This window comes from Cohnella sp. CFH 77786 (genome assembly GCF_019400745.1).
Classification (GTDB): domain Bacteria; phylum Bacillota; class Bacilli; order Paenibacillales; family Paenibacillaceae; genus Cohnella.
This window is the reverse complement of the sequence record NZ_WJIB01000001.1, coordinates 576,682-601,746: the sequence shown is the minus strand read 5'-3', so window position 1 is coordinate 601,746 and position 25,065 is coordinate 576,682. Positions and strand designations below refer to the sequence as shown.

The window sequence follows — 25,065 nt, the reverse complement described above, 5'->3', positions numbered from 1 at the left end:
AAGGCGGATAATCCGTCTTGCGAGAAATCGATCCGGGGCATTGCGCTCCGTAAGACGGAATAATCGACGCAAGGCTTCCGGTTTCGACGCAACTTCCGGCCGTTCGGCAAAAGTTCCCGCCAGGCACGAATTTCCTGTCCGCGTTTGAATATGTTATGATGGAATCAGTCACATTGGCAGGATTTTCGAAAGCGAGGTGCCGGAGATGAGCATGGCGGACAAAAACCAAATGGACAAGACGGTTCAGTTCGATGTCGTGGCGGATCCGCAGGAGTTGTCCTCACGGGACATTCTGCTCCAGGTGCACGACGCGCTCGTGGAGAAAGATTACCACCCCATCAACCAGATCGTCGGCTACCTGCTGTCGGGGGATCCGGCCTACATTCCCCGACATAACAACGCGAGAAGCCTGATCCGGAAAAAAGAACGCGACGAACTCATCGAGGAACTCGTTCGCTTTTATCTTCAGCGGCAGCGGTAACGGAATGAGGATTCTGGGTTTGGATTACGGCGACAAGCGCATCGGGGTAGCGCTTAGCGACGCTTTCGGCTGGACGGCGCAGGGACTCGAAATGATCGAGCGCAAGCGGGAAGGCGAAGACATCCGACGCATCGCCGAGCTGGTGAAGGAGCACGGGGTGGAAGAGATCGTCGTCGGTCTGCCGAAGAACATGAACGGCACCGTCGGTCCCCGTGGGGAAATTTGCATGGCATTCGCGGAGGAATTAAGGCAAAACTTATCTTTGCCCGTTCATCTCTGGGACGAACGGCTCACCACGGTGGCGGCGACCCGCACGCTGCTCGAGGCGGACGTCAGCCGCCGCAAACGCAAGATGGTGGTGGACAAAATGGCGGCGGCCCTGCTGCTGCAAAATTATTTGGACTCCCGAGGGAAATGAGGAATCGAGATGGCGGACGAACGGATTCCGCAGGAAGAGGCGGAGATCATTTACATTCCCGATGACGAGGGCAACGAAGAGGCCTTCGAAGTCATCATGCGGTTTGAACTGGATGACGGAACCGACCGCAAATATTTGATGGTCGTCCCGGCGGAAGAGGACACCGACGAAGAGCAGGAAGTGTTCGCGTTCCGCTATGAGGAAGAGAATGACGAAATCCAGCTGTTCCCGATCGAGGAGCAGGAAGAATGGGATATCGTGGAGGAGACGTTCAACACCCTGATGAGCGAATTCGGCGAAGCCGAAGAAGACGCGCAGGGCAAAAGCTGATCCGAGGCGGGAGGTTGCCGGTTTGACGCAGGAAGGAAACGGACGGATCGGTCCTTCTACCTTGAAGGAAGCCTTCGGCGATTTCGTGGAGCTCGAAGGGGACGGCGGCGCGCCGGAAGCCTATCGCATCATGGCCGAGCTTATGATCGGGGGGCGCCGGTACGCGGTGCTCCAATCGGAATCCATGCGAAAGGAAGGCGATATCGAGGTCTTTCGGGTAAGCGAGGACGGAGAAGATCGCCTTCAGCTCGAAACGGTGGAGGACGACGAAGAGTGGGAGCGTGCGGCCGAAGCATACGACGACATGCAATTCGGCAGCGACGAACGGCCCTGAATCGTGTATCATGAAGAGCGGGCAACCGCTCTTTTTGGCCGTGTCCGGAGCCGGCTCTAGGGGGAAATGACGTGGACAGACAAAACGGATCCAGGCCGGAAGGATGGAAATCCATATACGGCAAAGAGCCATTCAAAGAACATTCGGGTGCGGAAGACGGGGGCAGGGCGGAGGAAACGTTCGAGGAGGAACCATCCGCGGGAGTGCGCAGCCGCTCCGTCCGGTATGCGGCAGCGCCGGAAGTACCGGAGGAAGAGCCGGGGGACGAAGCGCCGGCGCGCAAGCCCCGCGTCATGCTGTGGTCTTTTCTGATCGCTTTGGGTCTCGTTCTCTCGGTTGCCGGGGGCGCATTCTTATACGTATGGAACGGCCTTCGTCCGACGGCACCTTCGGGTACTCCGGTCCGGGTCACGATCGACAAAGGCATGCGCGCCCAGAAAGTGGCGGAAGTGCTGCAAGCCAGCGGGTTGATCCGCGACGCCAAGCTGTTCAGCGGATGGTTGAAGCTGAAGGGAGAGGGCGCCAGGTTCCAGGCGGGCGTGTACGAGCTGACGCCGGGCATGACGCGGGAAGAGATCGTGGATAAGCTGAACCACGGCGACATCGTGGCCGCTGCAACGTTCCGGTTCACGATTCCCGAGGGTTTTACGGTCCAACAGATAGCGGACCGGCTCGCGCAAGCCGGGCAGGCCAAGAAGGACGCGTTCCTGCAGGCGGCGGCGAACCCGGCCGTTTGGTCCGGATCCGTCTGGGCGGCGCAAATCCCGCAGGACGCGAAGCTGCGCTTTCCGCTGGAAGGGTACTTGTTTCCCGAAACGTACGAGATGCGTTCGGGCAGCTCCGAGGCCGACATTATCAACCGGATGCTGGCGGAGCTCGACAAGAAACTCAACCAGCTGCCCGAAGATTGGCAGACGACGATGCAGGAGCGCGGGTTAACCCTCCATCAGCTGCTGACGATCGCCTCGCTCGTCGAACGGGAGGTCGTCATCGACGACGAGCGGCCGATCGTGGCCAGCGTCATCGAGAACCGGTTGAACAAGAAAATGCCGCTGCAGATCGACGCGACGATTCAATATTTGCTTGGCAAACAGAAGGAAAAGCTGACGCAAGAGGATTTGAAGGTGGACAGTCCTTACAACACATACTTGCACGCGGGGCTTCCGCCCGGACCGATCGCGAGCCCGAGCCTGAAATCGATCGAGGCCGCCTTGTACCCGGACAAAACCGACTATTATTATTACGTCACCAAGAAAGACGGAACGAACGGGCATCTGTTCGCCGTCACCTACAAGCAGCACCAGAGAAACATCCAGCTCAGCAACCGGAACGTCAAAAAGTAAATCGACCAGCGCGCCGGCCAGGCGTGCCCCGACCCGGCACAACCTTCCCGCATTCCTGCAGGCGCAGGATCGCGGGCGGTTGCCGGGTCGCGGACTTATCGGAGGTGCCACACATGTCTTCCGCAGCAAAGCCCGAGCTGCTGACCGCGGCCGGATCGATCGAACAGGCGGAGCGTTATATCCGCGCCGGCGCCGACGCCGTCCTCATCGGGGAACCGAGGTTCGGCATGCGGCAGCCGGGGACGATACCGGCCAGTCAGCTGGCTGAAGCGGTCTCGCGCCTGCATGCGCTCGGAGCCAAAGCCTATATCAATATGAATAAGCTGTTCCGGAACGACGAGCTTCCGGAGCTGCCGGATTACTTGAAGGCAGTCGCCGCGGCGAGAGCCGACGCCGTCACGTTCGGGGACCCGGCCGTTCTGCTGAACGTCCGGGAGCATGCGCCGGGTTTGCCCTTGCATTGGAATGCGGAAATGACCGGGACGAATTCGGCGGCCGCCGACTATTGGGGCCGGCGGGGAGCGGTGCGCGCCGTGCTGGCCCGGGAGCTGAACGAAGAGGAAATCGCGAGCTTCAAACGCGGCACCGCGCTGGACATCCAGGTGCAGGTGCACGGAATGACGAACATTTACCATTCGCACCGCAATTTGCTGCAGAGCTACATGGAGCATTTGGGGCGCGAGGCGTCTCTCGTCCGGCGCGGCCCGGACCGGAGCCTTTATCTGGTCGAAACCGAGAGGCCGGGCGAGCGTTTTCCCGTTTATGAGGACGAGACCGGCACCCATGTGATGAGCCCGGACGACATTTGCCTGATCGAGGCGCTTCCCGAACTGGTAGCCGCAGGGGTGGACAGCATGTACGTGGAGCCGCTTCTCAAATCGGACGCCTATAACGAAACCGTTCTTCGAAGCTACCGCGCGGCGCTGGACCGCATGGCGGCAGACCCCGCGGCTTACGCGATGGACCCCGCATGGCTTGAAGATATCCGCCTTCTGCAGGATCCGGAGCGCGAGCTCGGGTTCGGCTTTTTGTACAAAGAACAGGTTTACTAAAAGAAATCAGACGGAAAGGAGGGGTTATCGTGACCCTATTGCAACATGTGCCGCACGGCGGCGGCAAGCGAGTGCGACTCGCCAAGCCGGAGCTCCTGGCGCCCGCGGGCAGCCTGGAGAAATTGAAATTCGCCGTCCATTATGGGGCGGATGCGGTCTATATCGGCGGACAGAAGTACGGGCTCCGTTCGAATGCCGACAATTTCAGCATCGATCAGATGCGCCAGGGCGTCGAATTCGCATCCCGGTACGGCGCCAAAGTGTTCGTGGCCACCAACATTTACGCGCACCAGGAAGACTTGCCCGGGATCGCCGACTACCTGCGCGAAATCGAAGACGCCGGCATCTCGGCGATCATCACGGCCGATCCGGCGATCGTGGAGACGGCCCAGAGGGCGGCGCCCCGGCTGGAGGTCCACTTGAGCACGCAGCAGTCCACGATGAACTGGCAGGCGGTGAAGTTCTGGAAGGAAGAAGGGCTTCCGCGGGTCGTGCTGGCCAGGGAAGCGACGATGGACGAGATCCGCGAAATGAAGGCGCGCGTCGATATCGAGTTGGAGGTGTTCATCCACGGGGCGATGTGCTCCTCGGTGTCCGGCCGCTGCGTGCTGTCCAACCATTTTACGGACCGGGATTCCAACCGCGGCGGCTGCTGCCAGTCTTGCCGATGGAAATATGATTTGCATGCCGACGACCGCTCCGTCTCGGAGCCCGGGCAGAATCTGTTCACCATGAGCTCCAAGGACCTGTGCATGATCGAACACTTGCCCGATCTCATCGAAACGGGAGTCGACAGCTTCAAAATCGAAGGCCGGATGAAAAGCGTCCACTATGTCGCGTCCGTCGTGAACGCGTACCGCCAGGCGATCGACGCCTATTTCGCCGATCCCGCCGGTTATACGCTTCGCCGGGAATGGGTGGAGGAAATCGGCAAAGCCGCGAACCGCCCGCTCAATACCGGTTTCTTCTACGGAACGCCGGGCGCGTCCGAGCATATTTACGAGCCGGAGGAAAAACCGGCCCCATACGATTTCGCGGCCGTCGTCACGGAGTACGATCCCGCCTCCGGCATCGCGACGGTGCAGCAACGCAGCCCGTTCAGGCCGGGCATGGAAGTGGAGTTCATCGGCCCGGGAGGCCGCCGCTTCTCGCAGGTCATTGGCGAAATGACGGACAGGGACGGGCAAGCTCTCGACGTCGCGCGGCATCCCTTGCAATCGATCCGGCTTCGGACGGACCATCCGGTCGAGCCGCTCGATCTGATGCGGAAGCGGACCGGGTAAGGCCAAGGTCCTATCGGACGATAAGGGATGAGAAAAATAAGAAAATCTATTTCGCAAGTGAGAGGATTTTAAAGGAAACTGTCGAATTTACTCCAAAGATCGATAGGCCATAAGGGTCAGTCCGGACGGATGCGTTCCATTTTCCCGGATGGATTTCCGAAAAAAACGACATGCCCGTCGCGCGGACGACGAAAGCCGTTTTTACCGGACCCGACGCCAGATCTTGGGGATTCGGCAGTTTTTTTGCTTCATGCACAAATAAAACGATTCGTCACATCTCAAGCCGGGGGGTATACATCAAATGAAAAAAACGTGGCGTGACTTGATGAAAACGGTTAAATGGAAAGAAGGGGTCGAGGCGGTCGGCGGCTTGGGCCACAAAGTCGGAGAACAGTTCAAAGGCGCAAAAATCGAAAATCCGATCCGATCCGTGGGCATGAAGCTGTTTCTGCTGATCATCAGCAGCATCCTCGTATGCGTTCTGCTGCTCGGAATTTTCTCCTATAACAAATCCAGCTCCATCATCAAGTCCAAAGTGGCCGACGCAAGCGCCCAGACAGCGCTGCAGACCGCAGGCAAACTGAACCTCCTGCTGGCCGGCTACGAGCGCCAGTCGCTGCAGTTCATCACCGACAACGATTTCATGAGCCTGCTTAATACGCTGGGCATATCGACGGACGATTTCGAGAAGTTCGACACCGCCCGCCAGCTCACCGAGAAGCTGAGCCGCGTGTCGATGGCCGACAATTCCCTGGAATCGATCTCGCTTATTCCGCTCGGAGATCCGCAAGGCCAACTGATTTCAACCGGATCCTCCTTAGACAAAGACCGTCTGATGAAATCGCCGTTCCTCGAGCAGATCAAGCAAGGGAACGGCAAGGCGGTTTGGATCCCGACCCAGGTCAAGGGCATGGACGGCACCCGCACGTCGCCTACGTTCGCGGTAGGCCGATTGCTGAACCAAGGCAAAGCGCAGATCCTGCTGCTGGAGATCAGGGAGAAAGTGTTGGCGGAGGAGCTGAAAACGGTCAAGTTCGGACAGAACGGCTCCGCTTATGTCGTCTCGCCCGACGGCACGATCGTGTACGGTCCGGATGATGCGAAGCTGGGGACGAAATACGAAAACAAAGTGCCGGACGGTTCGGAAACCCTCGACGTAGGAGGAGTCAATTCGCTGTCTTCCGCCGGTACGATTGAGGCGAACGGCTGGAAGCTGATCGGCAATATTCCGGTTTCCGAGCTGGTGAAGGACGCCAAGCAAATCCGCAATCTGACCGTCATCATGTCGATCGTAGCGATTCTCATCGCCGGTGCCATCGGCGTGCTTGTGTTTCTGTCCGTCGGACGTCCCCTCGCCCAGCTTCGCACGCTGATGAACGAAGGGGAGAAAGGCAACCTGACCGTCCGTTCGACGATCCGCAAGAAGGACGAGATCGGCCAAGTGGCCGATAGCTTCAACCGCATGATGGAAGAGATCACGGGCCTTGTCCGCAAGACGAACCAATCCGCCCAGGAAGTGCTGGAGACGGCAACGTCCCTGACGGACGCATCCCGCAAAACGGCCGGCGCGGCGAAGGAGATCGCCGTCGCGACGGAAGAAATCGCGAGCGGGGCGACAAACCTGGCGGTCGAATCCGAGCGGGGCAGCGATTTGACGGTTCAAATCGGGACCCAAGTGCAGTCCGTCATCGCCTCGAACGCGGAGATGGGCCAGGCGGCAGGCGATGTCGAGGAAGCGAGCCGCAGGGGTTCGGATTACATGGGCGCGCTGACCGAGAAGACGGGACAGACCGAAGAAATGACCCGTTCGATGGTCGAAAAAGTGGACAAGCTGAAGGATAGCACCCGTTCGATCCGCAAAATTCTCGACGTGCTCGGAAACATGACCAAGCAGACGAACATTCTGTCCCTGAACGCCACGATCGAAGCGGCCCGCGCGGGTGCGGCGGGCAAAGGCTTCATGGTCGTTGCCGACGAAATCCGCAAGCTGGCCGACCAATCCCGCCAATCGATCGGGGTCGTAGGCGAAATCGTGGAAACGATCCAACGCGAAATCGACGAGACGGTGTCCGTCCTGTCGGAGGCGTACCCGATTTTCCGGGAGCAAATCGAAGCGGTCCGCGAAGCGAACGAAATCTTCATGACGGTGCAGGATAACATGAACGGCTTCGTAAGCCGGCTGGATTCGGCGACCGAGTCCGTCCGGCAGCTCGAAGAAGCGCAATCCACGCTCACTCTTGCCATGACGAACGTGAGCGCGGTTGCCCAACAAGCCTCGGCGACGTCCGAGCAGGTCGCTTCCCTCAGCAATGAACAGCTTGGCATCAGCGACGGCCTCGTGCAGCTGTCGAACCGCTTGGAGACGGTATCGAACCAGCTTCGCGAGTCCCTCTCGAGATTCACCGTTTCCTGATCCGACGCATCCAGCCATACCTTTTTCCGCCCCGGCAATTGCCGGGGCTTTTTGGTGTTTGCGGGTTGACGAACGGTTTATAACGTCGGCAGACATGGAAAAATAGGAGAAGAAAGAGGTGACGGGAGGAAGGGCGTCCATTGGATCGCTACGGAAGACGAAGATTGCTACATCTGCTGCTGCTGCTGTCGCTGCTATTCTGCGCCGCATGCGCGAGATTGGCCTGGATGCAGCTTGGCTTGGGCAGCGGATTCGGCTCCGAACCGGCCCTCTCCCGCCGATCCGTGACCCAGAGGTCGGAAGGCTTCGCCGTGGACAGCGGCAGGGGACAGTTCGCGGACCGCAAGGGCCGTCCCATTACCGGAGTTCCCATAAGAAGCTTCGTGGCCTTTCCCGATTACGGCATGCCCAGAGGATCCCGTTCCGCCCTTCGGCAGGCGGCGAAAGCGCTGGGCACGTCCCCGGACAAGCTGGAACAATGGTTGAAAAAGCTTGAATTTCCGGAGGCTTGGAGAGCTTCGGAGTCGCCGGGCGCCGCCGCCCTGACCGAAGACCAAGCCGAGGCGGTCCGCCGCGCCGGTCTGCTCGGCGTCTCCGTGCTCCCATACCGGAACCGTTATCCGGCTCAACCCTTGCCTCTGCACGCGATCGGCTATTTGTCGCAGGATCCCGCGAGGCTTAGCCGTTTGTATCCGGACAAGCTCGCGGACCACCGCTTCCAGCGGACGGAGCTTATCGGGGGAGCCGGAATGGAGAAATCGCTGGACCGCTTTCTTCACGGCCTCGGCCCTACCGTCGTGAGCCAATTCGCCGACGCCGCCGGGCGGCCGCTCTCGGGGCTTGGCCTTCGCACGAGCGGCCCCGGCAATCCGCACTATCCGCTGCAGGTCCGGACCACGCTGGATTTGGACATCCAGCGGGAAGCGGAGGAGGCGCTGGCGGCAGCCGGCGTTCGCCAAGGCGCGGCCGTCGTGCTCGATGCCGCGGACGCGGATATTCTCGCGATGGTGTCGTTGCCGCGGATGAATCCTTATGCCATCGGGGAGCCGGGTACGGACGAGAGAAACCACGCGATTACGGCCTTCCCTCCCGGCTCGGTCTTCAAGGCGGTTACGCTGGCGGCCGCGCTGGAATCCGGGAAGGCCGATCTCGGAACCAAGTTCCGGTGCGACGGCGCGTACGGCCGCTACGGGCTCAAGTGCTGGCGGCATGAGGGACACGGCGAGCTGACGCTGGAGGAGGCGTTCGCGGAATCGTGCAACGTGGCGTTCGCGGCGCTGGCGGAACGGCTGGATCCGGCTTGGATCCAGATTACCGCGGATCGGCTCGGACTCGGAAGGAAGGTCGGCTGGTTCGCGGATTCGTTCATAGATGGAAAACCGCTCCGCCTGCTCGGGGAAGAAGAGCCCGGCACGATATTTGCGAGCAAGAAGGCGGCACAAGACGGAGGCGTCCGGACGGGAACGGGGATCGGGCAACGGGACGTGCGCGTGTCGCCGCTGCAGGCGGCGAACCTCGTCGTGTCCCTGTTGCACGGCGGCCGCGTCTTCGCCCCCCGGATCGTATCGGAGATTCGTTACGCGGACGGAGGGCTGGCCGCCTCGATCTCCCCGCAAGCTTCGCCGTCCCGGTACGGCAAGATCCGTCCGGAGACGGCGGCCGCGGTGCTGACTGCGATGAGGGCCGTCGTCACGGAAGGAACGGCTCGCGGGGCGCTGGCATCGTCCCGTTGGCCGCTTGCCGGCAAATCGGGCACGGCCGAGCTGGCGGGCAAATCGAAGGCTAGGCGCGACCATTGGTTTGTCGGTTACGGGCCTGCGAAGGGAAAACCCAAGTATGCGGTTGCGATCTTGATCGAGGAACAGCCGGCCGGACTCCGGAACAAGGCCGCTGCCGCGTTCGGCGAGCTTATGGAGCGGCTGAGGCTTTCGGATCGGCGCCTTCCGGTTCCTGGGACTGCGGCTGGAGCGGAGAAACGGTGAACTCCTCCCTCGGCAGACGGATCCAGCGGTGGAAGTATCCTTGGTCGTACAAAGCTTTCAGCAAAATCATCAGGATCGGAGCCAGGATCAATCCCGCGACTCCGAACAGGGACATGGAAACCATCGCGAAGGCGAGCATCGTGAAGGCGGATACGCCGACCGTCTGGCCTGTGATCCGCGGCTCGAGCACCTGGCGGGTGGTGTTGACGACGACCAGCAGTCCGGCGAGCCAAAGCGCGAGTTCGTTGTCCCCCACGATGAACAGGTAGATGATCCACGGGATGAACAGCGTTTGGACGCCAAGCAGCGGCAAAATATCGAAAATGCCGGCCAGCAGGGAGATGGCGAACGCGTTGGGCACGCGAAGGATCAGCAAGGCGACGAAAATAACGGCGAACGTAATGCTGATCAGGATACCTTGCGATTTCAGGTAAGTCGAGATGCCCTTGAACACGTTCTCGCGCAAAAAGTCAAAAGCCGCTTTCAGCGTTTTGGGCGAACGCTCGGCGCCGATTTTTTTCCACGTGTCGATTTCGAGGCTCAAGAAGTAGGCCAGGATCAGCGCGATGGAAAAATTGAAGACGAACGTCGAAACCGACTTCAAGGAGCCGACAAGACCTTTCAGCAAATTGCCGGCCAAATTGCTGCCCCACTCCGTCACTTTGGAGAAGGCGTCGCTGATCCGGCTCACCCAATCCGGCGGCAGCGATTTGAAGCGCGTTTGCCAATCGGCGGCGATGGCCGTCGCTTGCCTCGTCAACAGTTTCTGGTATTCGGGAAGCTTATTGGCGAGCTGGTCCATTTGAAGGTAGAAAATATAACCCAAGCCGGCAAGCACGCTAAGCACGACGAGGATGAAAAGCATCATGCTGATGGCGGTCGCGATCGATTTTTTCATCCCCCACCGGTTCAACCGTTTCGCCAGCGGTTCGATGCAGAGGAAGATGAGGAAAGAAAGGAACACCGGGGTCGCGATTTTGTACAGATAGCTGAAAACGAACATCGTGAGCCAAACCGTAAACGCGATTACGGCAAGATCGAACGCGGTTCGCCAATATTTCTTGTAAAAAGGAAGCATGCGGCCATTTCTCCTTGTCCACGATAAGGTCAAGAAGATGATACCAGTTTTGCGACCCGGAAAAAAGATGCCCGGCGCCGGCCCCATTTGGCGGGAGGTATGGTAAAATAGGACTCAGGCACGAACCGCTCGCTCCTACATTCGCTACAAGATGGTGGGGAAGGCATGGAATACTTTCTTTGGATCGGCTTTTATTTCATGACGTTTTACGCTTTGCTTCCGGCTCTCGTCAGCCGGATTTTCGGTTTCCGCGTGTTCGCGCGGGGGCGGACGGACCGGGAAATCGCCCTGACGTTCGATGACGGGCCGGATCCGGTCTACACCCCGCAGCTGCTCGATTTGCTCAAGCGCTACGGCGCCAAGGGGACGTTCTTCCTCGTCGGTTCGCACGCGGAGCAATGGCCGGACATCGTCGCGCGGATCCATGAAGAGGGGCATGTGATCGGGATTCACAATTACGTTCATCATTCCAATTGGCTCATGCGCCCCAAGACGGTCCGGAAACAGATATTGCGGACTTCCGAGATCATCAAGCGCATCACGGGAGCCCGGCCGGTATATTACAGGCCTCCGTGGGGAATCGTGAACCTGTTCGATTACCGGAGGCTCGGCCATCTTCAAATCGTGCTCTGGACTTCGATTTTCGGGGATTGGCGGGTTCGCGTCGGCGCGGAGAAGCTCTACCGCAGGATGCGGCGCAAGCTGAAGCCGGGCGAGGTGTTCGTGCTGCATGACTGCGGCCGCACGTTCGGAGCCGACGAAGACGCTCCCGCCCAAACGATCGAGGCGCTGGAGAGGATTTTGGCCGAAGGACGCGAACAGGGATACCGGTTCGTCGGCATCGACGAAATGATCGCGCTCACCGAACGGAACGCCAAAGCCGGGGTTTCGGCATCGCAGCCGTCTCCGGCAATGAGTATCGCTTCAGGCGGTGATCCACGCATGAATCCGAATGAAGGCCGGGAAGAGTCGGCAGCGCCGGCGAAGCCGGTACATAAGTCCGGGCCCGCCAAGAAGGCCGCGGTCGCGCTCTGGATGCTGTGGGAGAAGATCTTCCACGTTCTGTTCCGGCTGCGGCCGGCCGGGGATGGCACTTCCTTTAACTACCGGGTACGCAAATATGCGGGTCCGACGCTGCCGCTGAGGGACGGTCAAAGCCTTCGGTCAGGCGACTATGTGATGGAAATGCACTTCGAGAACAAAATGCTGTACGAAATGGGCATGAACTCCCGTTCGTCGGTCCATACCGCCATCCGGCTCGTGCGCGAAGTGGAGCGGGGGCTGCCGGATCTGGCGAGAGCGCTGGAAACCGATCCGAACGGAGACAAGGTCTCGGCCCTGTACGGCATCTCGATCATTCACCGCGGTTCGGAAGGGCTCGGCTTTCAAGTGTTCGACCTGCCGAAAGGGTTGTTCTCTTGGTTGACCCAACTCTACCTGAGGTTCATGCTGTCGGTCATTAACCCCGACGGCGGCAAACGGCTTCGGGAGAACGGGGAGCGGTTAACCCCGAGAATGCTCGTCATGGAACGAAGCGATTTACTGGCTTGGAAGGACCGCACGGGCAAGCAGCGTCCGTCCCGCGCGTCGAAGGCGGCTGCGCCGTCGTCGGTGCCCATGCCGGTGGATCCCGCGATAGGCGCCGACCAGATCGGCCGGACGATATAGCAAAGCGCAACTCGATGTGTTGGCAATACACCGAGCTAAGTAAAACGGCTGCGCCGTCCTTTTCGGACGGCGCAGCCGTTATATCGAAGTGATTCAGAAAAGTATGGCAGATTTTTTACTTTCCGAATTAACCCAAAATCCCCCTGTTCTCATCCGAGGCAGGGGGATTCGTTTTTAGATTTTCATGACGCCGCCGCTGCTGGCGTTCGTCACCATCGCGGAGTAACGGGCGAGGTAGCCGCGTTTGATTTTCGGCTCGAAGCCTTTCCATTCCGCGCGGCGTTCGGCCAGCTCTTCTTCGCTCACTTCGAGCGTGATCGTGCGGTTGTTCATGTCGAGCTCGATCATGTCGCCGTCGCGGACGAAGGCGATCGGTCCGCCTTCCGCGGCTTCCGGCGACACGTGTCCGATCGAGATGCCGCGGGACGCGCCCGAGAAGCGGCCGTCGGTGACGAGGCCGACTTTCGTGCCGAGGCCCATGCCGACGATCTGCGATGTCGGGGCGAGCATCTCCGGCATGCCGGGACCGCCTTTGGGCCCTTCGTAGCGGATGATGACGACGTGGCCTTCCTTCACTTTGCCGCCCGCGATACCGGCCAGCGCTTCGTCCTGGGAGTCGAAGCAGATCGCGGGACCGCGGTGGTAGCCGCCGACGGACTTGTCGACCGCGCCCACCTTGATGATGGAGCCGCCCGGCGCGAGGTTCCCGAACAGGACGGACAAGCCGCCTTCCTTGCTGTGCGGATCGTCAAGCGGGCGGATGACCGTTTTGTCCAGGATTTCGCAGCCTTCGACGTTCTCCCGAAGCGTCTTGCCGGATACCGTCATCGATTCGCCGTTCAGGGCGCCTTCTTTCTTGAGCAGCTCATGGATGATGGCGCTGACGCCGCCCGCGCGGTGCAAATCTTCGATATGATGGTCGGAAGCGGGCGCCAGCTTGGACAGGTAAGGCACCCGTTTCGCGACTTCGTTAATGCGTTCGATCGGGTATTCGATGTCCGCCTCGTGAGCCAGCGCAAGCGTATGAAGGACCGTATTGGTGGAGCCGCCCATGGCCATGTCGAGGGCGAAGGCGTTGTCGATCGATTCCTTCGTCACGATGTCGCGCGGCTTGAGGTCCAGCTTGATGAGCTCCATCAGCTGGCGGGCGGATCGCTTGACGAACTCGCGGCGCTCCGGATCGACGGCGAGAATCGTGCCGTTGCCCGGCAGGGCGAGTCCGAGCACTTCGGACAGGCAGTTCATCGAGTTGGCCGTGAACATGCCGGAGCAGGAGCCGCAAGTCGGGCAGCCGTATTGTTCGAGCTCGGTCAGGCTTTTCTCGTCGATTTTGCCCGACATGTAGGCGCCCACGCCCTCGAACACCGACGTGAGGGAGATCGCCCGGCCGTCGCTTGTCCGGCCCGCTTTCATCGGACCGCCGCTGACGACGATCGTCGGGATGTTGATGCGCAGGGCGGCCATCAGCATGCCGGGGGTGATCTTGTCGCAGTTCGGAATGCAGACCATGCCGTCGAACCAGTGCGCGTTCACGACCGTTTCGACGGAGTCCGCGATGATTTCGCGGCTCGCCAGCGAATAGCGCATGCCGATGTGGCCCATGGCGATGCCGTCGTCGACGCCGATCGTATTGAATTCGAACGGGACGCCGCCGGCTTCGCGGATCGCTTCCTTGACGATTTTGCCGAATTCCTGCAGGTGGACGTGGCCGGGAACGATGTCGATATAAGAGTTGCAAACGGCGATGAACGGCTTGCCGAAATCCTCTTCCTTCACGCCGGCCGCGCGGAGCAAGCTGCGGTGGGGAGCGCGGTCGAAACCTTTTTTGATCATGTCGGATCTCATTTTCTTCGATGCGGACACGGGAGTCCCTCTCTTTCGCTATGTTATGCGGTTTGCCATTCCCTAGAGTCTATCATATTTATGGCGGCATGGACAGATTGCAATGATGGCTGGTCCTCCCATCGAATCGTCCGAAAGAGCGCAACGACCGCCCTCAGTCTTCCTCCTGGGGCGGCCTCTGGCCCGGAAACAGGCCGGCCAATCCGGCGAACGGCAAGTTTTCGAAATGGGCGGTTTTATAGACGACTTCGGTTTCGACCTTGGCATCGTCCGTGATCTTGTTCCGTTTGAACTGAAGCTTGTCGAACAGCTTGACCATGATCCGGGCGGTGTTCTGCGCATCGTCCAGCGCCCGGTGATGGGATCCCGAGAACGGAATCTCCAGCATTTCGAGCGCATTCTTCAGTCCCATTTGCTGGTGCTTCTCCAGCTTGAAAATCTTGGACAGCATCTTTTGCAGGTTGTTATGGTTCACGATCCAGTCCGTCGGAATTCCGTGCTGCCGGCATTCCTGGACGAGCTGCCGCTGGTCGTCAGGCCCCCAAGCGCAAAGGAAATACTCTCCCGGACCGATCCATTCCACGAAGGAACGGAGCACTTCCGCCAGCGTTCCCGCTCCGCTCACGTCCTGCTGCCCGATGCCGGTAAACGCCGTGGTGTCAGCCGTGAGAAGCGGGACGATGACCGGCTTGACAAAGGATTGGAACGTGGAGACTTCGCGGGGGATTCCTCCCTCGGCTTCGACCTTGACCGCGCCGATTTCGATGATTTCCGCTACCTGGCCTCTTTTGCGCCGCACCGTCATTTCCAGATCGTATACGATATAAGTCAAGTCAAACACCTCGAACTTCGTCCGGAGAAAATTGCGTACCTTTGTATTATAGTCCCCCGCCGGCGATTTGTCAGGGTAAAAAAACTACGGTTGACCCATTCGCATACAACAGCAAGTCAACCGCTATCGGATTGATCTCCCCTCTAGATTCGGCAACTCGATTTTGCACCCGTCCCCTCGTCCGCACTCTATTTTGGCCCGAATGTCAAAATTCTGTCGGCCAATTCCGTCGCCTCAACCCCATCCTCGGGCAACGACAGGTCATGGAACTCTTTCCATACCATCAGAAGGAGGTAGAAAAAAAAGAACCCCCGTTCAGGGTTCGGTCGACTTGGGCGGGCCGCGCGAATCAAGGACAACGTCTAGCTGCTGGGCATCGGGACGGAATGGCCAAAATCCACTACGACTGTTCCGCTGGAAGCTTCCCGCCATTACCGTCGAAGGCAGCGACCGAGTGCTGGATCCTTTCGCCGATTGTCCGTCGTTTCAACGTTTCGAAGCTTGGCTGTTCAAGCGATAAGGGGTTACAATGACTTCAACATTCGCCCGCAGGGCTTCAGCGAGGAAATGAAAATGCCGAAAAATCCGCAAGACCCGCTCGCGAAATTCTGGCCTGGTTTGACCTATCCGCTGTCGTTCAAGGATGCGCTCGGAACGCTAACGAAAGCGGAATTGACGAGCATCCGGCAGCATTTGCAAATCAGCAGCATCAGCACGCTCGACAAATCGTCCCTGATCGATAAGCTCCAAACGCGAATACCTGACTCCATCTATGAGACATTTCCCCTCTGGGATCGGGATCGGCTTACGCTCATCCAGAACATGGTGCGCAACAACGGCCGATGGGAGAAGCCGCTGCTCGAAATCCAGCAGTACGATTACTTTCGAGTTCGCGGAATTCTGTTTCCGGGAACGGTGAACGGCAAAAAACGCTGCTCATGCCGGCGGAGTTGGTCGCTTGGTTTCAAAATGCCGACTTGTTCCGCGATCATGGTATCGTCAATCGAAATTCGGAGTGGATTCAGCTTGCGCGCGGGCTCCTGCATGATTATGGGACTTTATCGACTACCCAACTGCAGCAGATGCTCCAGTCGCATGCCCGTAAAAGGATCGGATTCCGGGATTTGCCGGAAGTGCTGATCGACGCTGCGTACTACTATGACGAAATAAGCACGAATCCGTCCGGAGGCTTTTCCGATTCCCGGGTCGTCGACCCCGACCGCATCCAACGAGAGCAGGCGATGAGAAGCGGTCTCGATTTTTACCCGTTTACGAGGGAGCAGATTCTTCAGGCCGGCAAACAGGCTGACTTCTACGTGAAGAACAAGCCGTACAACGACCTGGTTCGTTATTTGCTTTCGCATTACGATTTCGATCGCGAAGAAGCCGAATTCGTCGTGGAGGATTGCATCGATGCCGTCCAAAACGGTGCTTCTCTCGGCGAAGTTCTGCAAGTCATGCAGGATTCCGTCGAGATCGGGGATGAGGAGACGATGTCGGCGATCATGGACCAATTGGTTCCCTTATGGAACAGTACGAAGATGTGGATGCTGAAAGGATACTCTCCGGATGAACTGCCCGCCGCCCGCCGAAACGGGATCGACGACGGCACACCGGCAAACGTCATGGCCCGGCCGCCCCGCAAGGCGGAGGTCTTTTCCTTCCAAAACAAGCAGAAAGTGGCCGGAACGACCCGTGTCCTTGCGGAAGCGGGAAGAAGTTCAAGAAATGCTGTTCGGTTTGAGCCCGGTAAATCCCGCAGCGGTCTCCCATTGCCTTCCTTGTCGTTTTCCGGCGGAATAAACCATTCAACTCAATCGATTCCCCGCTAAACAAGAAAATTGCATTGACTAAAAAAACCGACGTTCTCGCTGCATCGCCAGCAAATTCGTCGGTTTTTCACTTTACTGCTTTTCTCAACGCTTCGACTTGTAAAACTCATGGTACAGCTTCATGAGCGCGCGCTTCTCGATGCGCGACACGTACGAGCGGCTGATCCCGAGCTCCCGCGCGATTTCCCGCTGCGTCCGCTCGTCCCCGCCGCCGTCCAGGCCGAATCGCCCCCGGATCACCTCTTGCTCCCGTTCGTCCAGAATGTCCAGGTTTCGGTAGATTTTGCTTTTTTCGATTTTCAATTGCACCTTATCGACGACTTCGTCGGTTTCCGTGCCCAGAATATCTTGCAGGGTAATCTCGTTGCCTTCCTTGTCGGTTCCGATGGGATCGTGCAGCGAGACGTCCTTGCGGGTTTTCTTCAAGGAACGCAAATGCATCAGGATCTCGTTTTCGATACATCGGGCGGCGAATGTCGCGAGCTTCGTCCCCTTGCCCACCTGGAAGCTTTCGATCGCTTTGATGAGTCCGATCGTGCCGATGGAGATCAGGTCCTCCAGGTCTTCCCCGGTGTTGTCGAACTTCTTGACGATGTGGGCGACAAGCCGGAGATTGTGCTCGATCAGGAGGTTTCGGGAGTGCGGGTCTCCATTTCCCATCCGCTGCAAATGCAGGGCTTCCTCTTCATCGGTCAGAGGCTGGGGAAACGCGTTGTTCTTGACGTACGAAACGAGAAGCGAGAGCTGTTTGAGGAACAGCGCAACGGAAGCGATGAAACCGGGCACGCAGAAGCCACCTCCGGCAGTGTGATCGATGTTGCGAGGAGAATTGTTACCATTCTATGAGGATAAAGGCCCACGCGTGCCAGTTAATTTACCGGACGCGCTCCTAAGCGGCGGAACGGCGGCAAGTCTTACATAGAACGTAGTTCCACGGCAGATAATGATGGGGTAACCATCGCTGCAGAGGGGGCGTTTCGCCATGGCCGTGAAGTCCGCGCCGAGCGGCAACAAAGCTTACAAACCGCTGTCCATGTCCCCGAAGGAGTACAAAGCTTTCGCCAAAGCCCGGGAGCCGTCAAGGTCCGTCCTGGCGAACGCGCTTCGGGCGTTTCTGGTCGGCGGTACGATCTGCCTTATCGGTCAGGGCATTCAGCGTTTTTTCATGACTGCGTTCGATATGACGTCCAAGGAAGCGGGGAACCCGACCGTAGCCGTCTTGATCCTGATCTCCGTCATCCTGACGTGTTTGGGCGTCTATGACAAAATCGCGCAGTGGGCGGGGGCCGGCACGGCCGTGCCGGTGACCGGATTCGCCAACTCCATGGCTTCCGCGGCGATCGAGCACCGGAGCGAAGGACTAGTGCTCGGAGTGGGCGCCAACATGTTCAAGCTTGCCGGTTCCGTCATCGTATTCGGCGTGGTCGCGGCTTTCCTGATCGGCATCGTTCACTGGCTGATCGGAATATGGAGCTGACATGATCCGGCAGGGCGAGAGAAGCTGGTCGTTTCCGCAGCCGCCGGTCATCATCGGAACGGGTACCGTCGTCGGTCCCGACGAGGGAGAAGGGCCGCTCGCCGGGGATTTCGATCTCGTGCACCCGGACCTCGAAATCGGTCAGCCCAGCTGGGAGAAGTCCGAGCGGGTGCTGCTCGAGCAGGCCGCCGATATCGCGATGCAGCATGCGAACACAGCCAAGGAAGAAATCCATTTCTTCATCGGCGGAGATTTGATGAACCAGATCATCAGCAACACGTTCGCCGCCCGCAAGCTGGGCGTTCCTTATCTGGGGGTTTTCGGCGCGTGCTCCACTTCAATGGAGTCGCTGGCCTTGGCCGCCCTGCTGGTCGCCTCCGGTGCCGCGGACCGGGTGCTTGCGGGGACCTGCAGCCATAACTGTACCGCGGAGAAACAATTCCGATATCCGACGGAGTACGGCTCGCAGAAGCCGCCAACCGCCCAGTACACCGTAACGGGAGCCGGCGCGGCGGTATTGTCCCGCGAAGGCGACGGTCCCTTCGTTACCGGGGCGACCGTCGGCAAAATCGTCGATTTGGGCATCAAGGATCCGTTCAACATGGGGGCGGCGATGGCGCCGGCCGCCGTGGATACGATCCAGGCTCACCTCCAGGACATGGAGAGGAGCCCGGGATATTACGATTTGATTGTCACGGGGGATTTGGCCGGGGTGGGACATCCGATCGCATCCGAGCTGCTGCGCCGGAATGGAGTGCCGATGGAGGAAACCAGGTTTCTGGACTGCGGCCTCATGATTTACGATACGGCCAAACAGAACGTGCAGGCGGGAGGAAGCGGCTGCGCCTGTTCGGCGGCGGTCACGTATGGACATTTGCTCAAGCGGATGGCCCGGGGGGATCTGAAGCGGATTCTCGTCGTGGCGACGGGAGCGCTGCTCAGTCCGCTTTCCTACCAGCAGGGAGAATCCATTCCGTGCATCGCGCACGCGGTCTCTATCGAAGCGCAGGCGCCAGGCGCCGGACAAGGAGGAACTAACGCATGATGCAATACCTGTGGGCATTCCTGATCGGAGGCGGCATTTGCCTGCTTGGCCAGTTGCTGTTCGACGTCGGCAAGCTGACCCCTGCGCATACGATGTCCTTGCTGGTCGTGCTAGGCGCGGTCGTGGACGGCCTGGGCTGGTACGATCCGCTCATCAAGTTCGCCGGCGCCGGCGCCACGGTGCCGATCACCAGCTTCGGCAACGCCCTCGTGCACGGGGCTCTCACGGAGCTTCAGCGGGACGGGTGGATCGGCGTGATCACGGGGATATTCGAGGTCACGAGCGCGGGCATCTCGGCCGCGATCATCTTCTCGTTCCTGGCCGCCTTGGTCGTGAGACCGAAAGGTTAGCGCGCCAAACGGGCTCGTTATTGAAGGAATTTGCAGGAAATCCGCCAAACCGGTTCAATCGGTTTGGCTTTTTTGCTATTGTTTTTTGTAGGATTCTAAAATTTACGGTCACATCCAAATTTCGGTATAATGAGAGGGAAACCGTTTTTTCATCACATGATTCCATAGGAGGATAGCGGCAAAATGGATCATCGCGAAGCTGCGCAATTATTGGATCAGATACGAACGAATATGGAATCTTGCATTTACGGCAAAAAAGACGAAATCGCTTGGATGCTTACCGCTTTGCTCGCCGGAGGCCATGTGCTCATCGAAGACGTGCCGGGCACCGGCAAAACCCAATTGGTGAAAGCGCTCGCCATGTCGGTCGGCGGCGTGTTCCACCGAATCCAATGCAACCCGGATTTGCTTCCTACAGATATTACTGGAGTTTCCATTTATCACCCGAAACAGGAAGAATTCGTGTTCCGTCCGGGGCCGGTCATGGCGAACATGCTCCTCGCGGACGAGATCAACCGGGCCACGACCAAAACGCAATCCGCCCTGCTGGAGGCGATGGAGGAGCGCAGGGTGTCCGTAGACGGACAAACGTATGCGCTTCCGAATCCGTTCATTCTGTTCGCCACCCAGAATCCGATCGATTTCGAAGGCACCTACACGCTGCCGGAGGCGCAGCTCGACCGCTTCTTGATGAAAATCAAGCTCGGTTATCCGGACGAAGCCTCCGAGAAACGGCTTGTGCTGGAGCCCCATGCCGGACGGGCGGCCGAATCGCTCAGCCAAGTGGCAACGGTGGATGACGTGGCACGCATGCAGAAAATGGTTGAAGACATCCACTTGGAAGCCGTCGTGGCCGATTATTTGATTTCCCTGGTCAGGGGAACGAGAACGCATGCTTCCGTCCTGCTCGGCGCAAGTCCCCGTGCCGCGGTAGCGCTTGCATCCGCGGCGAAGGCTTACGCCTTCCTGCATCACCGCACGTTCGTGCTGCCCGACGACATCAAGGCGATGGCGCCGCTTGTGCTCAGCCACCGCCTGCACCTTCGCTCCGAAGCCCGCATGCAGGGGAATCAGGCGGTCGGCGTGCTCCAGGACATCCTGGGACGACTGCCGGTTCCGGTCGGTCTGGAGCGCTGACCATGAGAGGCTTACCTCTATCGCGCGTATGGCTTCCCGGAGCGGCGCTGTATGGGTGTTCCGCCTTCTACGTGCTGTTCCAGGGCGGCAAAACGTCGCTTATGCTTTTCGTCATGCTGAACGCCTTGATTCTGTACTTGCTGCTCGGGCGCTGGAGCGGCATCGGCGGCGTCCAGGGAACGAGAACGATCGTCTCGAACGCCGGGGATACGGCTTACCTCACGGCCGGCATGCGGGTGCAAGTCAAGCTGCGCATGCAAATTCCCGGTTTCTGGCCGGTGCCTTACGTGATCGTTCGGGACCGTCTCGTTCGGCCGGTATCGGACGAGTCGCAAACTTACGAGCTTTCCTTCGTGCCCGACTACCGGCGCCGGGGAGAAGTGTTCTACGAAACGGCACCGCTGCGGCGCGGGCGATACCGGTTTCAGACGACCGAGTGCTCCACGCGTGATATTTTCGGGCTCTTCGAGCACCAGGGCAAGTTCACCGAACCGCTGGACCTGCAAGTGTATCCCCGCATGATCGCGCTCAAGGATTGGCAAATGCTGAGGCGTTCGCAGAGAGGGGTATTCCAGCATACGTTCACTTCGAAGTGGGCGAAGGAAACGACGCAGATCGACGGGGTTCGGGAATACATCCACGGAGACCGGCTTTCGAGGATCCATTGGAACGCGACGGCCAAAACCGGCCATTGGAAATCGAAGGAGTTCGAGCGGGAAGCGTTGCCGCGCATCGTTTTCCTGCTCGACCGGAGCGTCGGATCCTACCGGTCCGCCGATCAGTTCGAGCTGGCGGTGTCGGTCGCGGCCTCCTTGCTGGAGCTGGTCGTACAGAGAGGAATGCCGCTCGGGTTCGTATCGGCCGGGCTCAAGCCGGGCTGGTTCGGCGCGGAACGGGCTCCGGTTTCCCGCGATGAGGTGCTCCGGCACCTGGTGGACGTGGAAGCGGACGGCACCATGCCGCTCGCCGGATGGATCGCCCAAGCGGCGGAGAGATTCGAGCCCGGCGTGCAGGTCGTCGTGATCAGCCCGATCGCCGACGAGCAGCTGTCCATGGCGTTCACCGCGCTCGAAGCCAAGCGGATGATCCCTTCGCTGCTGCACATCGCCGAAGCGGCGCCGAGCGACGAGCAGAAACGCAAGCTCCGCGGTTGGCAGCAGCTGAGCAAAGCCAAGCAATGGGATTGCAATTCGGTGTCCCGATTGGAAGAATTGCCCGCGGCGCTAGGGGTGGTGTCTGCGTGAACAGAGGGAGCTCAGGCGTCCGGCCCGGCGTGAGGTGGGGCTCCGGATTCTGGGGGCAGCTGGTCCTGGACCGGGTCCACCGTTTGTTCGTCATCGTCATTTTGCTGCAGCTCTTCCAATGTTTCCGAGATTATTGGTGGGAGGAAACGTATTCGGTTCTGTACGGCGTTCTGGCCGTGACCGCGGTTTGCGAGCTCGCCTTTACCCGCTGGTACGGCGTCCGGCTGGCTTTGGAAACGGCGGCGGCGATCGTGCTTGCGGCCGCATATTCTCCCTTCTACCAATGGATTGGCTGGCCGGACAACTGGAAGCAAGCGGCGCAATGGAACCTGTTTTACGAATCCCATATCGCTTCGCTCCATCCATTCTTCGAGCTCGCGGTCGGGGCCGTGCTGACCGTCCATTTCCTCTCACGGATCGGACGGAACCGCAGTCTCATGCTGACCGTCCTGATGACTTCCATCGGGGTCATGGCGACGGTCGATTCCTTCTTCCCGCTAGAGCTGTGGCATAACATCGCCTGGATCGTCTCGGCGGGGCTCGGCTGGTTGGTCATCCTTCACCTGAGGGAGCTCCGGGCGCGCCATCCCGACAGCTGGGAGGCGCTCGCGGAAAGGCCGATCGATCTCGCGCTGCCGGCGGTGGCCGTCATTTCCCTGCTTCTGCTTTCCGGCGTCTTCATGCCAAGGGCGCCCGCGCTCCTGGAAGATCCTTATACGATCTGGTCCGAAGCCCAAGGACGCGAGGTTCCTTCGCTGGCCGGCGAAGGCGGCGTTCTGGGCAGCAGCTCCGGATCGTCGGTGAAGAGCGGCTCCGCGTCTTCCGGCTACGGAAGGGACGACCGCAACATCGGCGGGGGCTTCGACTTCGATTATTCGCCCGTCATGACCGTGCAGACGAACCGGAGAAGCTACTGGCGCGGAGAGACGAAAGCCGTCTATACCGGCAAGGGCTGGGGGGACCTCCGGCAACCGGTCTCCTTTCCCCTCGGAAATGGGGGAGCGACGAATTTCTTCATCCCTGGGCGCTCGGAGAACGCGAAAACCGAGAAGATCACGCAAACGGTCACGATTTTGCGCAAGGATCGGCTGCCTGTCCTGTTCGCGGCCGGACCGGCGACCCGCGTAGGAGACCTCGAAAGCGACGCCAACGGCAGCCTTATCTTGAACCCCGAGGAATGGGAGCTGAAGTTCCGCAGGCCGGCGCGCGTCCAGACATATACGGTCGAATCCGAGGTCACGATGCTGGACCGCCGTGCGCTCCGCGGCGTCGCCGTCCCGGCGCAGGGAGCCGCATCGATCGACCTCTCTCCGTACCTGCAGCTTCCGGACAGCTTGCCTTCCCGCGTCAAGGAATTGGCCGCCAAGGTCACCGCCGCCGGGACGAATCCGTTCGACAAAGCCGAGCTTCTCGAAGGCTATTTGAAAAAAACGTATCCGTACAACAATAAGCCGGATTTGAGCAAGCGCAAGAGCGCCGACGTAACGGACGCTTTCCTGTTCGAAATCCGGGAAGGCTATTGCGACTATTATTCCACCGCTTTCGTCGTCATGGCACGCTCGCTCGGCATTCCGGCGCGATGGGTCAAAGGCTATGCGTCCGGCGTCGACCCGGCCAAGACCGAAAGCCTGCGATTCGGCGGCGTTCCGGATGACCCGGACGGACCGGGCACCTACACGGTCCGCAACGCGGACGCCCACTCTTGGGCGGAGGTGTACTTCGAGGGCTACGGTTGGATTCCTTTCGAGCCGACGGCGGGCTTCTCCGTGCCGCTGCCGGTACCGGCCGATGCTCCGCTTGAACTCGAGACCGATCCGGCAGCCTCCAAAGCGCCCGAAGCCGCCGCGGACGAACCGGAATCGATCGGCTGGGGGCTTCCCGCCGCCGGCGCGGGCGTCGTGCTTGCCGCCGCGGCCGCGTTCTTCCTCGCGAGAAAACGCAAGGGACATCTCCTGTGGAACCGGATCCGCTACGCCGGGGCGTCTCCCGACCAGCGCATCATCCGCGACATGGAACGGCTGCTGAAGTTCCTGAAACGGCGAGGCCTCAAGCGGGAAGCGCACGAGACGATGCGCGAATCCTTCCGGCGCTGGGGGGATAAATTCTCTTCGCTGCGGACGGATTTCGACGGCATCCTCGTTCGCTTCGAGCGCGCACGCTACGGCAAGGACGATGGCGGCGAGACGGATGCGCGCGAATTCGCGGCTGCGGTTGCCAAACTGCGCAAAGCGCTGTGATCCGCGGCGGACGTGGTGATCCGCGGCGCCTGCGGCGAACGGGAAAGCCCTTCGGGGCTTTCCCGTTTTTTCTGTTGAAATGAAAGAGCTTATAAGTTTTCGGGGAATAAGGTCATGGTCGTGATTGTTTGCGGGAGGAGCTTAACGTGGGGCGTGGGAGTGCCCGGGATGAGATAAGCTTGCGGGAGGAGCTTAACGTGGGGCGTGGGAGTGCCGGGGATGAGATAAGCTTGCGGGAGGAGCTTAGTGCGAGTACGGAGGTGTGGAGGATGAGATAAGCTTGCGGGAGGAGCTTAACGTGGGGCGTGGGAGTGCCGGGGATGAGATAAGCTTGCGGAAGGAGCTTAACGTGGGGGCGTGGAAGTGCCTGGGATGAGATAAGCTTGCGGAAGGAGCTTAACGTGGGGGCGTGGAAGTGCCGGGGATGAGATAAGCTTGCGGGAGGAGCTTAACGTGGGCGTGGGAGTGCCGGGGATGAGATAAGCTCGCGGGAGGAGCTAAACGTGCGAGTACGGAGGTGTGGAGGGTGAGATAAGCTTGTGGGAGGAGCTTAACGTGGGGCGTGGGAGTGCCGGGGATGAGATAAGCTTGCGGGAGGAGCTTAACGTGCGAGTACAGAGGTTCGAGGGGGTAGTAGATCCTGATACGAAGGTTGTGTTTGGGGAAATGTGGAACGAACGCTATCCA

22 protein-coding genes are annotated in these 25,065 nt (G+C 59.7%); 18 read left to right on the top strand and 4 right to left on the bottom strand.

Going from position 1 to position 25,065, the window contains the following annotated elements; genetic code table 11:
• Positions 1 to 205: 205 nt before the first annotated feature.
• The 9 genes from GE107_RS02825 (at position 206) to GE107_RS02785 (ending at position 9,636) form a co-directional block, all read left to right on the top strand.
• Entirely contained in the window at positions 206 to 481 is a 276-nt protein-coding gene (locus GE107_RS02825; protein WP_219637932.1) for an IreB family regulatory phosphoprotein, read from the top strand.
• A gap of 4 nt (positions 482 to 485) precedes the next feature.
• Positions 486 to 899 (top strand): Holliday junction resolvase RuvX, encoded by a 414-nt coding sequence (gene ruvX, locus GE107_RS02820; protein WP_219637931.1) that lies wholly within the window; start codon positions 486 to 488, stop codon positions 897 to 899.
• Positions 900 to 908: 9 nt separating this feature from the next.
• Positions 909 to 1,229, top strand: coding sequence for a DUF1292 domain-containing protein (locus GE107_RS02815; RefSeq protein WP_219637930.1), 321 nt, complete (start codon positions 909 to 911; stop codon positions 1,227 to 1,229).
• A gap of 22 nt (positions 1,230 to 1,251) precedes the next feature.
• Positions 1,252 to 1,563 (top strand): DUF1292 domain-containing protein, encoded by a 312-nt coding sequence (locus GE107_RS02810; RefSeq protein WP_255570102.1) that lies wholly within the window; start codon positions 1,252 to 1,254, stop codon positions 1,561 to 1,563.
• 293 nt (positions 1,564 to 1,856) lie between these two features.
• Positions 1,857 to 2,906 (top strand): endolytic transglycosylase MltG, encoded by a 1,050-nt coding sequence (gene mltG / locus GE107_RS02805; RefSeq protein WP_219638025.1) that lies wholly within the window; start codon positions 1,857 to 1,859, stop codon positions 2,904 to 2,906.
• A 113-nt stretch (positions 2,907 to 3,019) separates the two neighbouring features.
• On the top strand, positions 3,020 to 3,958 hold the full coding sequence (locus GE107_RS02800) for a peptidase U32 family protein (protein ID WP_219637929.1): 939 nt from the start codon (positions 3,020 to 3,022) through the stop codon (positions 3,956 to 3,958).
• A 26-nt stretch (positions 3,959 to 3,984) separates the two neighbouring features.
• Positions 3,985 to 5,241: a peptidase U32 family protein gene (locus GE107_RS02795; protein WP_219638024.1), complete on the top strand. Its 1,257-nt coding sequence runs from the start codon at positions 3,985 to 3,987 to the stop codon at positions 5,239 to 5,241.
• A 301-nt stretch (positions 5,242 to 5,542) separates the two neighbouring features.
• Positions 5,543 to 7,654: a methyl-accepting chemotaxis protein gene (locus GE107_RS02790; protein ID WP_255570101.1), complete on the top strand. Its 2,112-nt coding sequence runs from the start codon at positions 5,543 to 5,545 to the stop codon at positions 7,652 to 7,654.
• 140 nt (positions 7,655 to 7,794) lie between these two features.
• On the top strand, positions 7,795 to 9,636 hold the full coding sequence (locus GE107_RS02785) for a peptidoglycan D,D-transpeptidase FtsI family protein (RefSeq protein WP_219637928.1): 1,842 nt from the start codon (positions 7,795 to 7,797) through the stop codon (positions 9,634 to 9,636).
• Here the strand turns inward: GE107_RS02785 and GE107_RS02780 are convergent.
• Positions 9,563 to 10,714 carry an AI-2E family transporter gene (locus tag GE107_RS02780; RefSeq protein ID WP_219637927.1) on the bottom strand — a complete coding sequence of 384 codons (1,152 nt, stop codon included), beginning with the start codon at positions 10,712 to 10,714 and terminating at the stop codon, positions 9,563 to 9,565. The two genes, GE107_RS02785 and GE107_RS02780, sit on opposite strands and share 74 nt — an antisense overlap.
• Before the next feature lie 165 nt (positions 10,715 to 10,879).
• Between GE107_RS02780 and GE107_RS02775 the strand changes: the two genes are divergently transcribed.
• Entirely contained in the window at positions 10,880 to 12,382 is a 1,503-nt protein-coding gene (locus GE107_RS02775; RefSeq protein WP_219637926.1) for a polysaccharide deacetylase family protein, read from the top strand.
• 174 nt (positions 12,383 to 12,556) lie between these two features.
• Here GE107_RS02775 and ilvD read toward each other — a convergent pair whose 3' ends face one another.
• Positions 12,557 to 14,245, bottom strand: a complete 1,689-nt coding sequence (gene ilvD / locus GE107_RS02770; protein ID WP_219637925.1) for a dihydroxy-acid dehydratase — start codon at positions 14,243 to 14,245, stop codon at positions 12,557 to 12,559.
• A 133-nt stretch (positions 14,246 to 14,378) separates the two neighbouring features.
• Complete coding sequence (locus tag GE107_RS02765) at positions 14,379 to 15,056, bottom strand: 3'-5' exonuclease (RefSeq protein ID WP_219637924.1); 678 nt, start codon at positions 15,054 to 15,056, stop codon at positions 14,379 to 14,381.
• A gap of 573 nt (positions 15,057 to 15,629) precedes the next feature.
• Between GE107_RS02765 and GE107_RS02760 the strand changes: the two genes are divergently transcribed.
• Together GE107_RS02760 and GE107_RS27370 are read left to right on the top strand one after the other, a co-directional pair.
• On the top strand, positions 15,630 to 16,196 hold the full coding sequence (locus GE107_RS02760; RefSeq protein ID WP_219637923.1) for a hypothetical protein: 567 nt from the start codon (positions 15,630 to 15,632) through the stop codon (positions 16,194 to 16,196).
• The gene (locus GE107_RS27370; RefSeq protein ID WP_304516408.1) at positions 16,190 to 16,888 is read left to right on the top strand and encodes a hypothetical protein; all 699 of its coding nucleotides are present in this window, start codon (positions 16,190 to 16,192) and stop codon (positions 16,886 to 16,888) included. Before GE107_RS02760 ends, GE107_RS27370 begins: the two co-directional genes overlap by 7 nt.
• An 84-nt stretch (positions 16,889 to 16,972) precedes the next feature.
• Here GE107_RS27370 and sigK read toward each other — a convergent pair whose 3' ends face one another.
• Entirely contained in the window at positions 16,973 to 17,674 is a 702-nt protein-coding gene (gene sigK / locus GE107_RS02750; protein WP_219637922.1) for an RNA polymerase sporulation sigma factor SigK, read from the bottom strand.
• A 196-nt stretch (positions 17,675 to 17,870) separates the two neighbouring features.
• On the opposite strand from sigK, the gene spoVAC reads away from it, so the two are divergent.
• The 6 genes from spoVAC (at position 17,871) to GE107_RS26960 (ending at position 24,378) form a co-directional block, all read left to right on the top strand.
• On the top strand, positions 17,871 to 18,365 hold the full coding sequence (spoVAC, locus tag GE107_RS02745; protein WP_219637921.1) for a stage V sporulation protein AC: 495 nt from the start codon (positions 17,871 to 17,873) through the stop codon (positions 18,363 to 18,365).
• A 1-nt stretch (position 18,366) separates the two neighbouring features.
• Entirely contained in the window at positions 18,367 to 19,410 is a 1,044-nt protein-coding gene (gene spoVAD / locus GE107_RS02740; protein WP_255570100.1) for a stage V sporulation protein AD, read from the top strand.
• Positions 19,410 to 19,760 carry a stage V sporulation protein AE gene (gene spoVAE / locus GE107_RS02735; protein ID WP_219638021.1) on the top strand — a complete coding sequence of 117 codons (351 nt, stop codon included), beginning with the start codon at positions 19,410 to 19,412 and terminating at the stop codon, positions 19,758 to 19,760. The genes spoVAD and spoVAE overlap by 1 nt, the downstream gene beginning before the upstream one ends.
• A gap of 183 nt (positions 19,761 to 19,943) precedes the next feature.
• Positions 19,944 to 20,897 carry an AAA family ATPase gene (locus GE107_RS02730; protein WP_219637920.1) on the top strand — a complete coding sequence of 318 codons (954 nt, stop codon included), beginning with the start codon at positions 19,944 to 19,946 and terminating at the stop codon, positions 20,895 to 20,897.
• Positions 20,898 to 20,899: 2 nt separating this feature from the next.
• On the top strand, positions 20,900 to 22,141 hold the full coding sequence (locus GE107_RS02725) for a DUF58 domain-containing protein (protein ID WP_219637919.1): 1,242 nt from the start codon (positions 20,900 to 20,902) through the stop codon (positions 22,139 to 22,141).
• A complete protein-coding gene (locus GE107_RS26960) occupies positions 22,138 to 24,378 on the top strand; it encodes a transglutaminase TgpA family protein (RefSeq protein WP_219637918.1) in 2,241 nt (746 codons plus the stop codon). The genes GE107_RS02725 and GE107_RS26960 overlap by 4 nt, the downstream gene beginning before the upstream one ends.
• Positions 24,379 to 25,065: the final 687 nt, after the last annotated feature.

Coding starts and splice junctions, on each gene's coding strand:
- GE107_RS02825 (WP_219637932.1), top strand. CDS start 206: ATGAGCATGGCGGACAAAAACCAAATGGACAAGACGGTTCAGTTCGAT.
- ruvX (WP_219637931.1), top strand. CDS start 486: ATGAGGATTCTGGGTTTGGATTACGGCGACAAGCGCATCGGGGTAGCG.
- GE107_RS02815 (WP_219637930.1), top strand. CDS start 909: ATGGCGGACGAACGGATTCCGCAGGAAGAGGCGGAGATCATTTACATT.
- mltG (WP_219638025.1), top strand. CDS start 1,857: ATGCTGTGGTCTTTTCTGATCGCTTTGGGTCTCGTTCTCTCGGTTGCC.
- GE107_RS02800 (WP_219637929.1), top strand. CDS start 3,020: ATGTCTTCCGCAGCAAAGCCCGAGCTGCTGACCGCGGCCGGATCGATC.
- GE107_RS02790 (WP_255570101.1), top strand. CDS start 5,543: ATGAAAAAAACGTGGCGTGACTTGATGAAAACGGTTAAATGGAAAGAA.
- GE107_RS02780 (WP_219637927.1), bottom strand. CDS start 10,714: ATGCTTCCTTTTTACAAGAAATATTGGCGAACCGCGTTCGATCTTGCC.
- GE107_RS02775 (WP_219637926.1), top strand. CDS start 10,880: ATGGAATACTTTCTTTGGATCGGCTTTTATTTCATGACGTTTTACGCT.
- GE107_RS02760 (WP_219637923.1), top strand. CDS start 15,630: ATGCCGAAAAATCCGCAAGACCCGCTCGCGAAATTCTGGCCTGGTTTG.
- spoVAC (WP_219637921.1), top strand. CDS start 17,871: ATGGCCGTGAAGTCCGCGCCGAGCGGCAACAAAGCTTACAAACCGCTG.
- spoVAD (WP_255570100.1), top strand. CDS start 18,367: ATGATCCGGCAGGGCGAGAGAAGCTGGTCGTTTCCGCAGCCGCCGGTC.
- spoVAE (WP_219638021.1), top strand. CDS start 19,410: ATGCAATACCTGTGGGCATTCCTGATCGGAGGCGGCATTTGCCTGCTT.
- GE107_RS02730 (WP_219637920.1), top strand. CDS start 19,944: ATGGATCATCGCGAAGCTGCGCAATTATTGGATCAGATACGAACGAAT.
- GE107_RS02725 (WP_219637919.1), top strand. CDS start 20,900: ATGAGAGGCTTACCTCTATCGCGCGTATGGCTTCCCGGAGCGGCGCTG.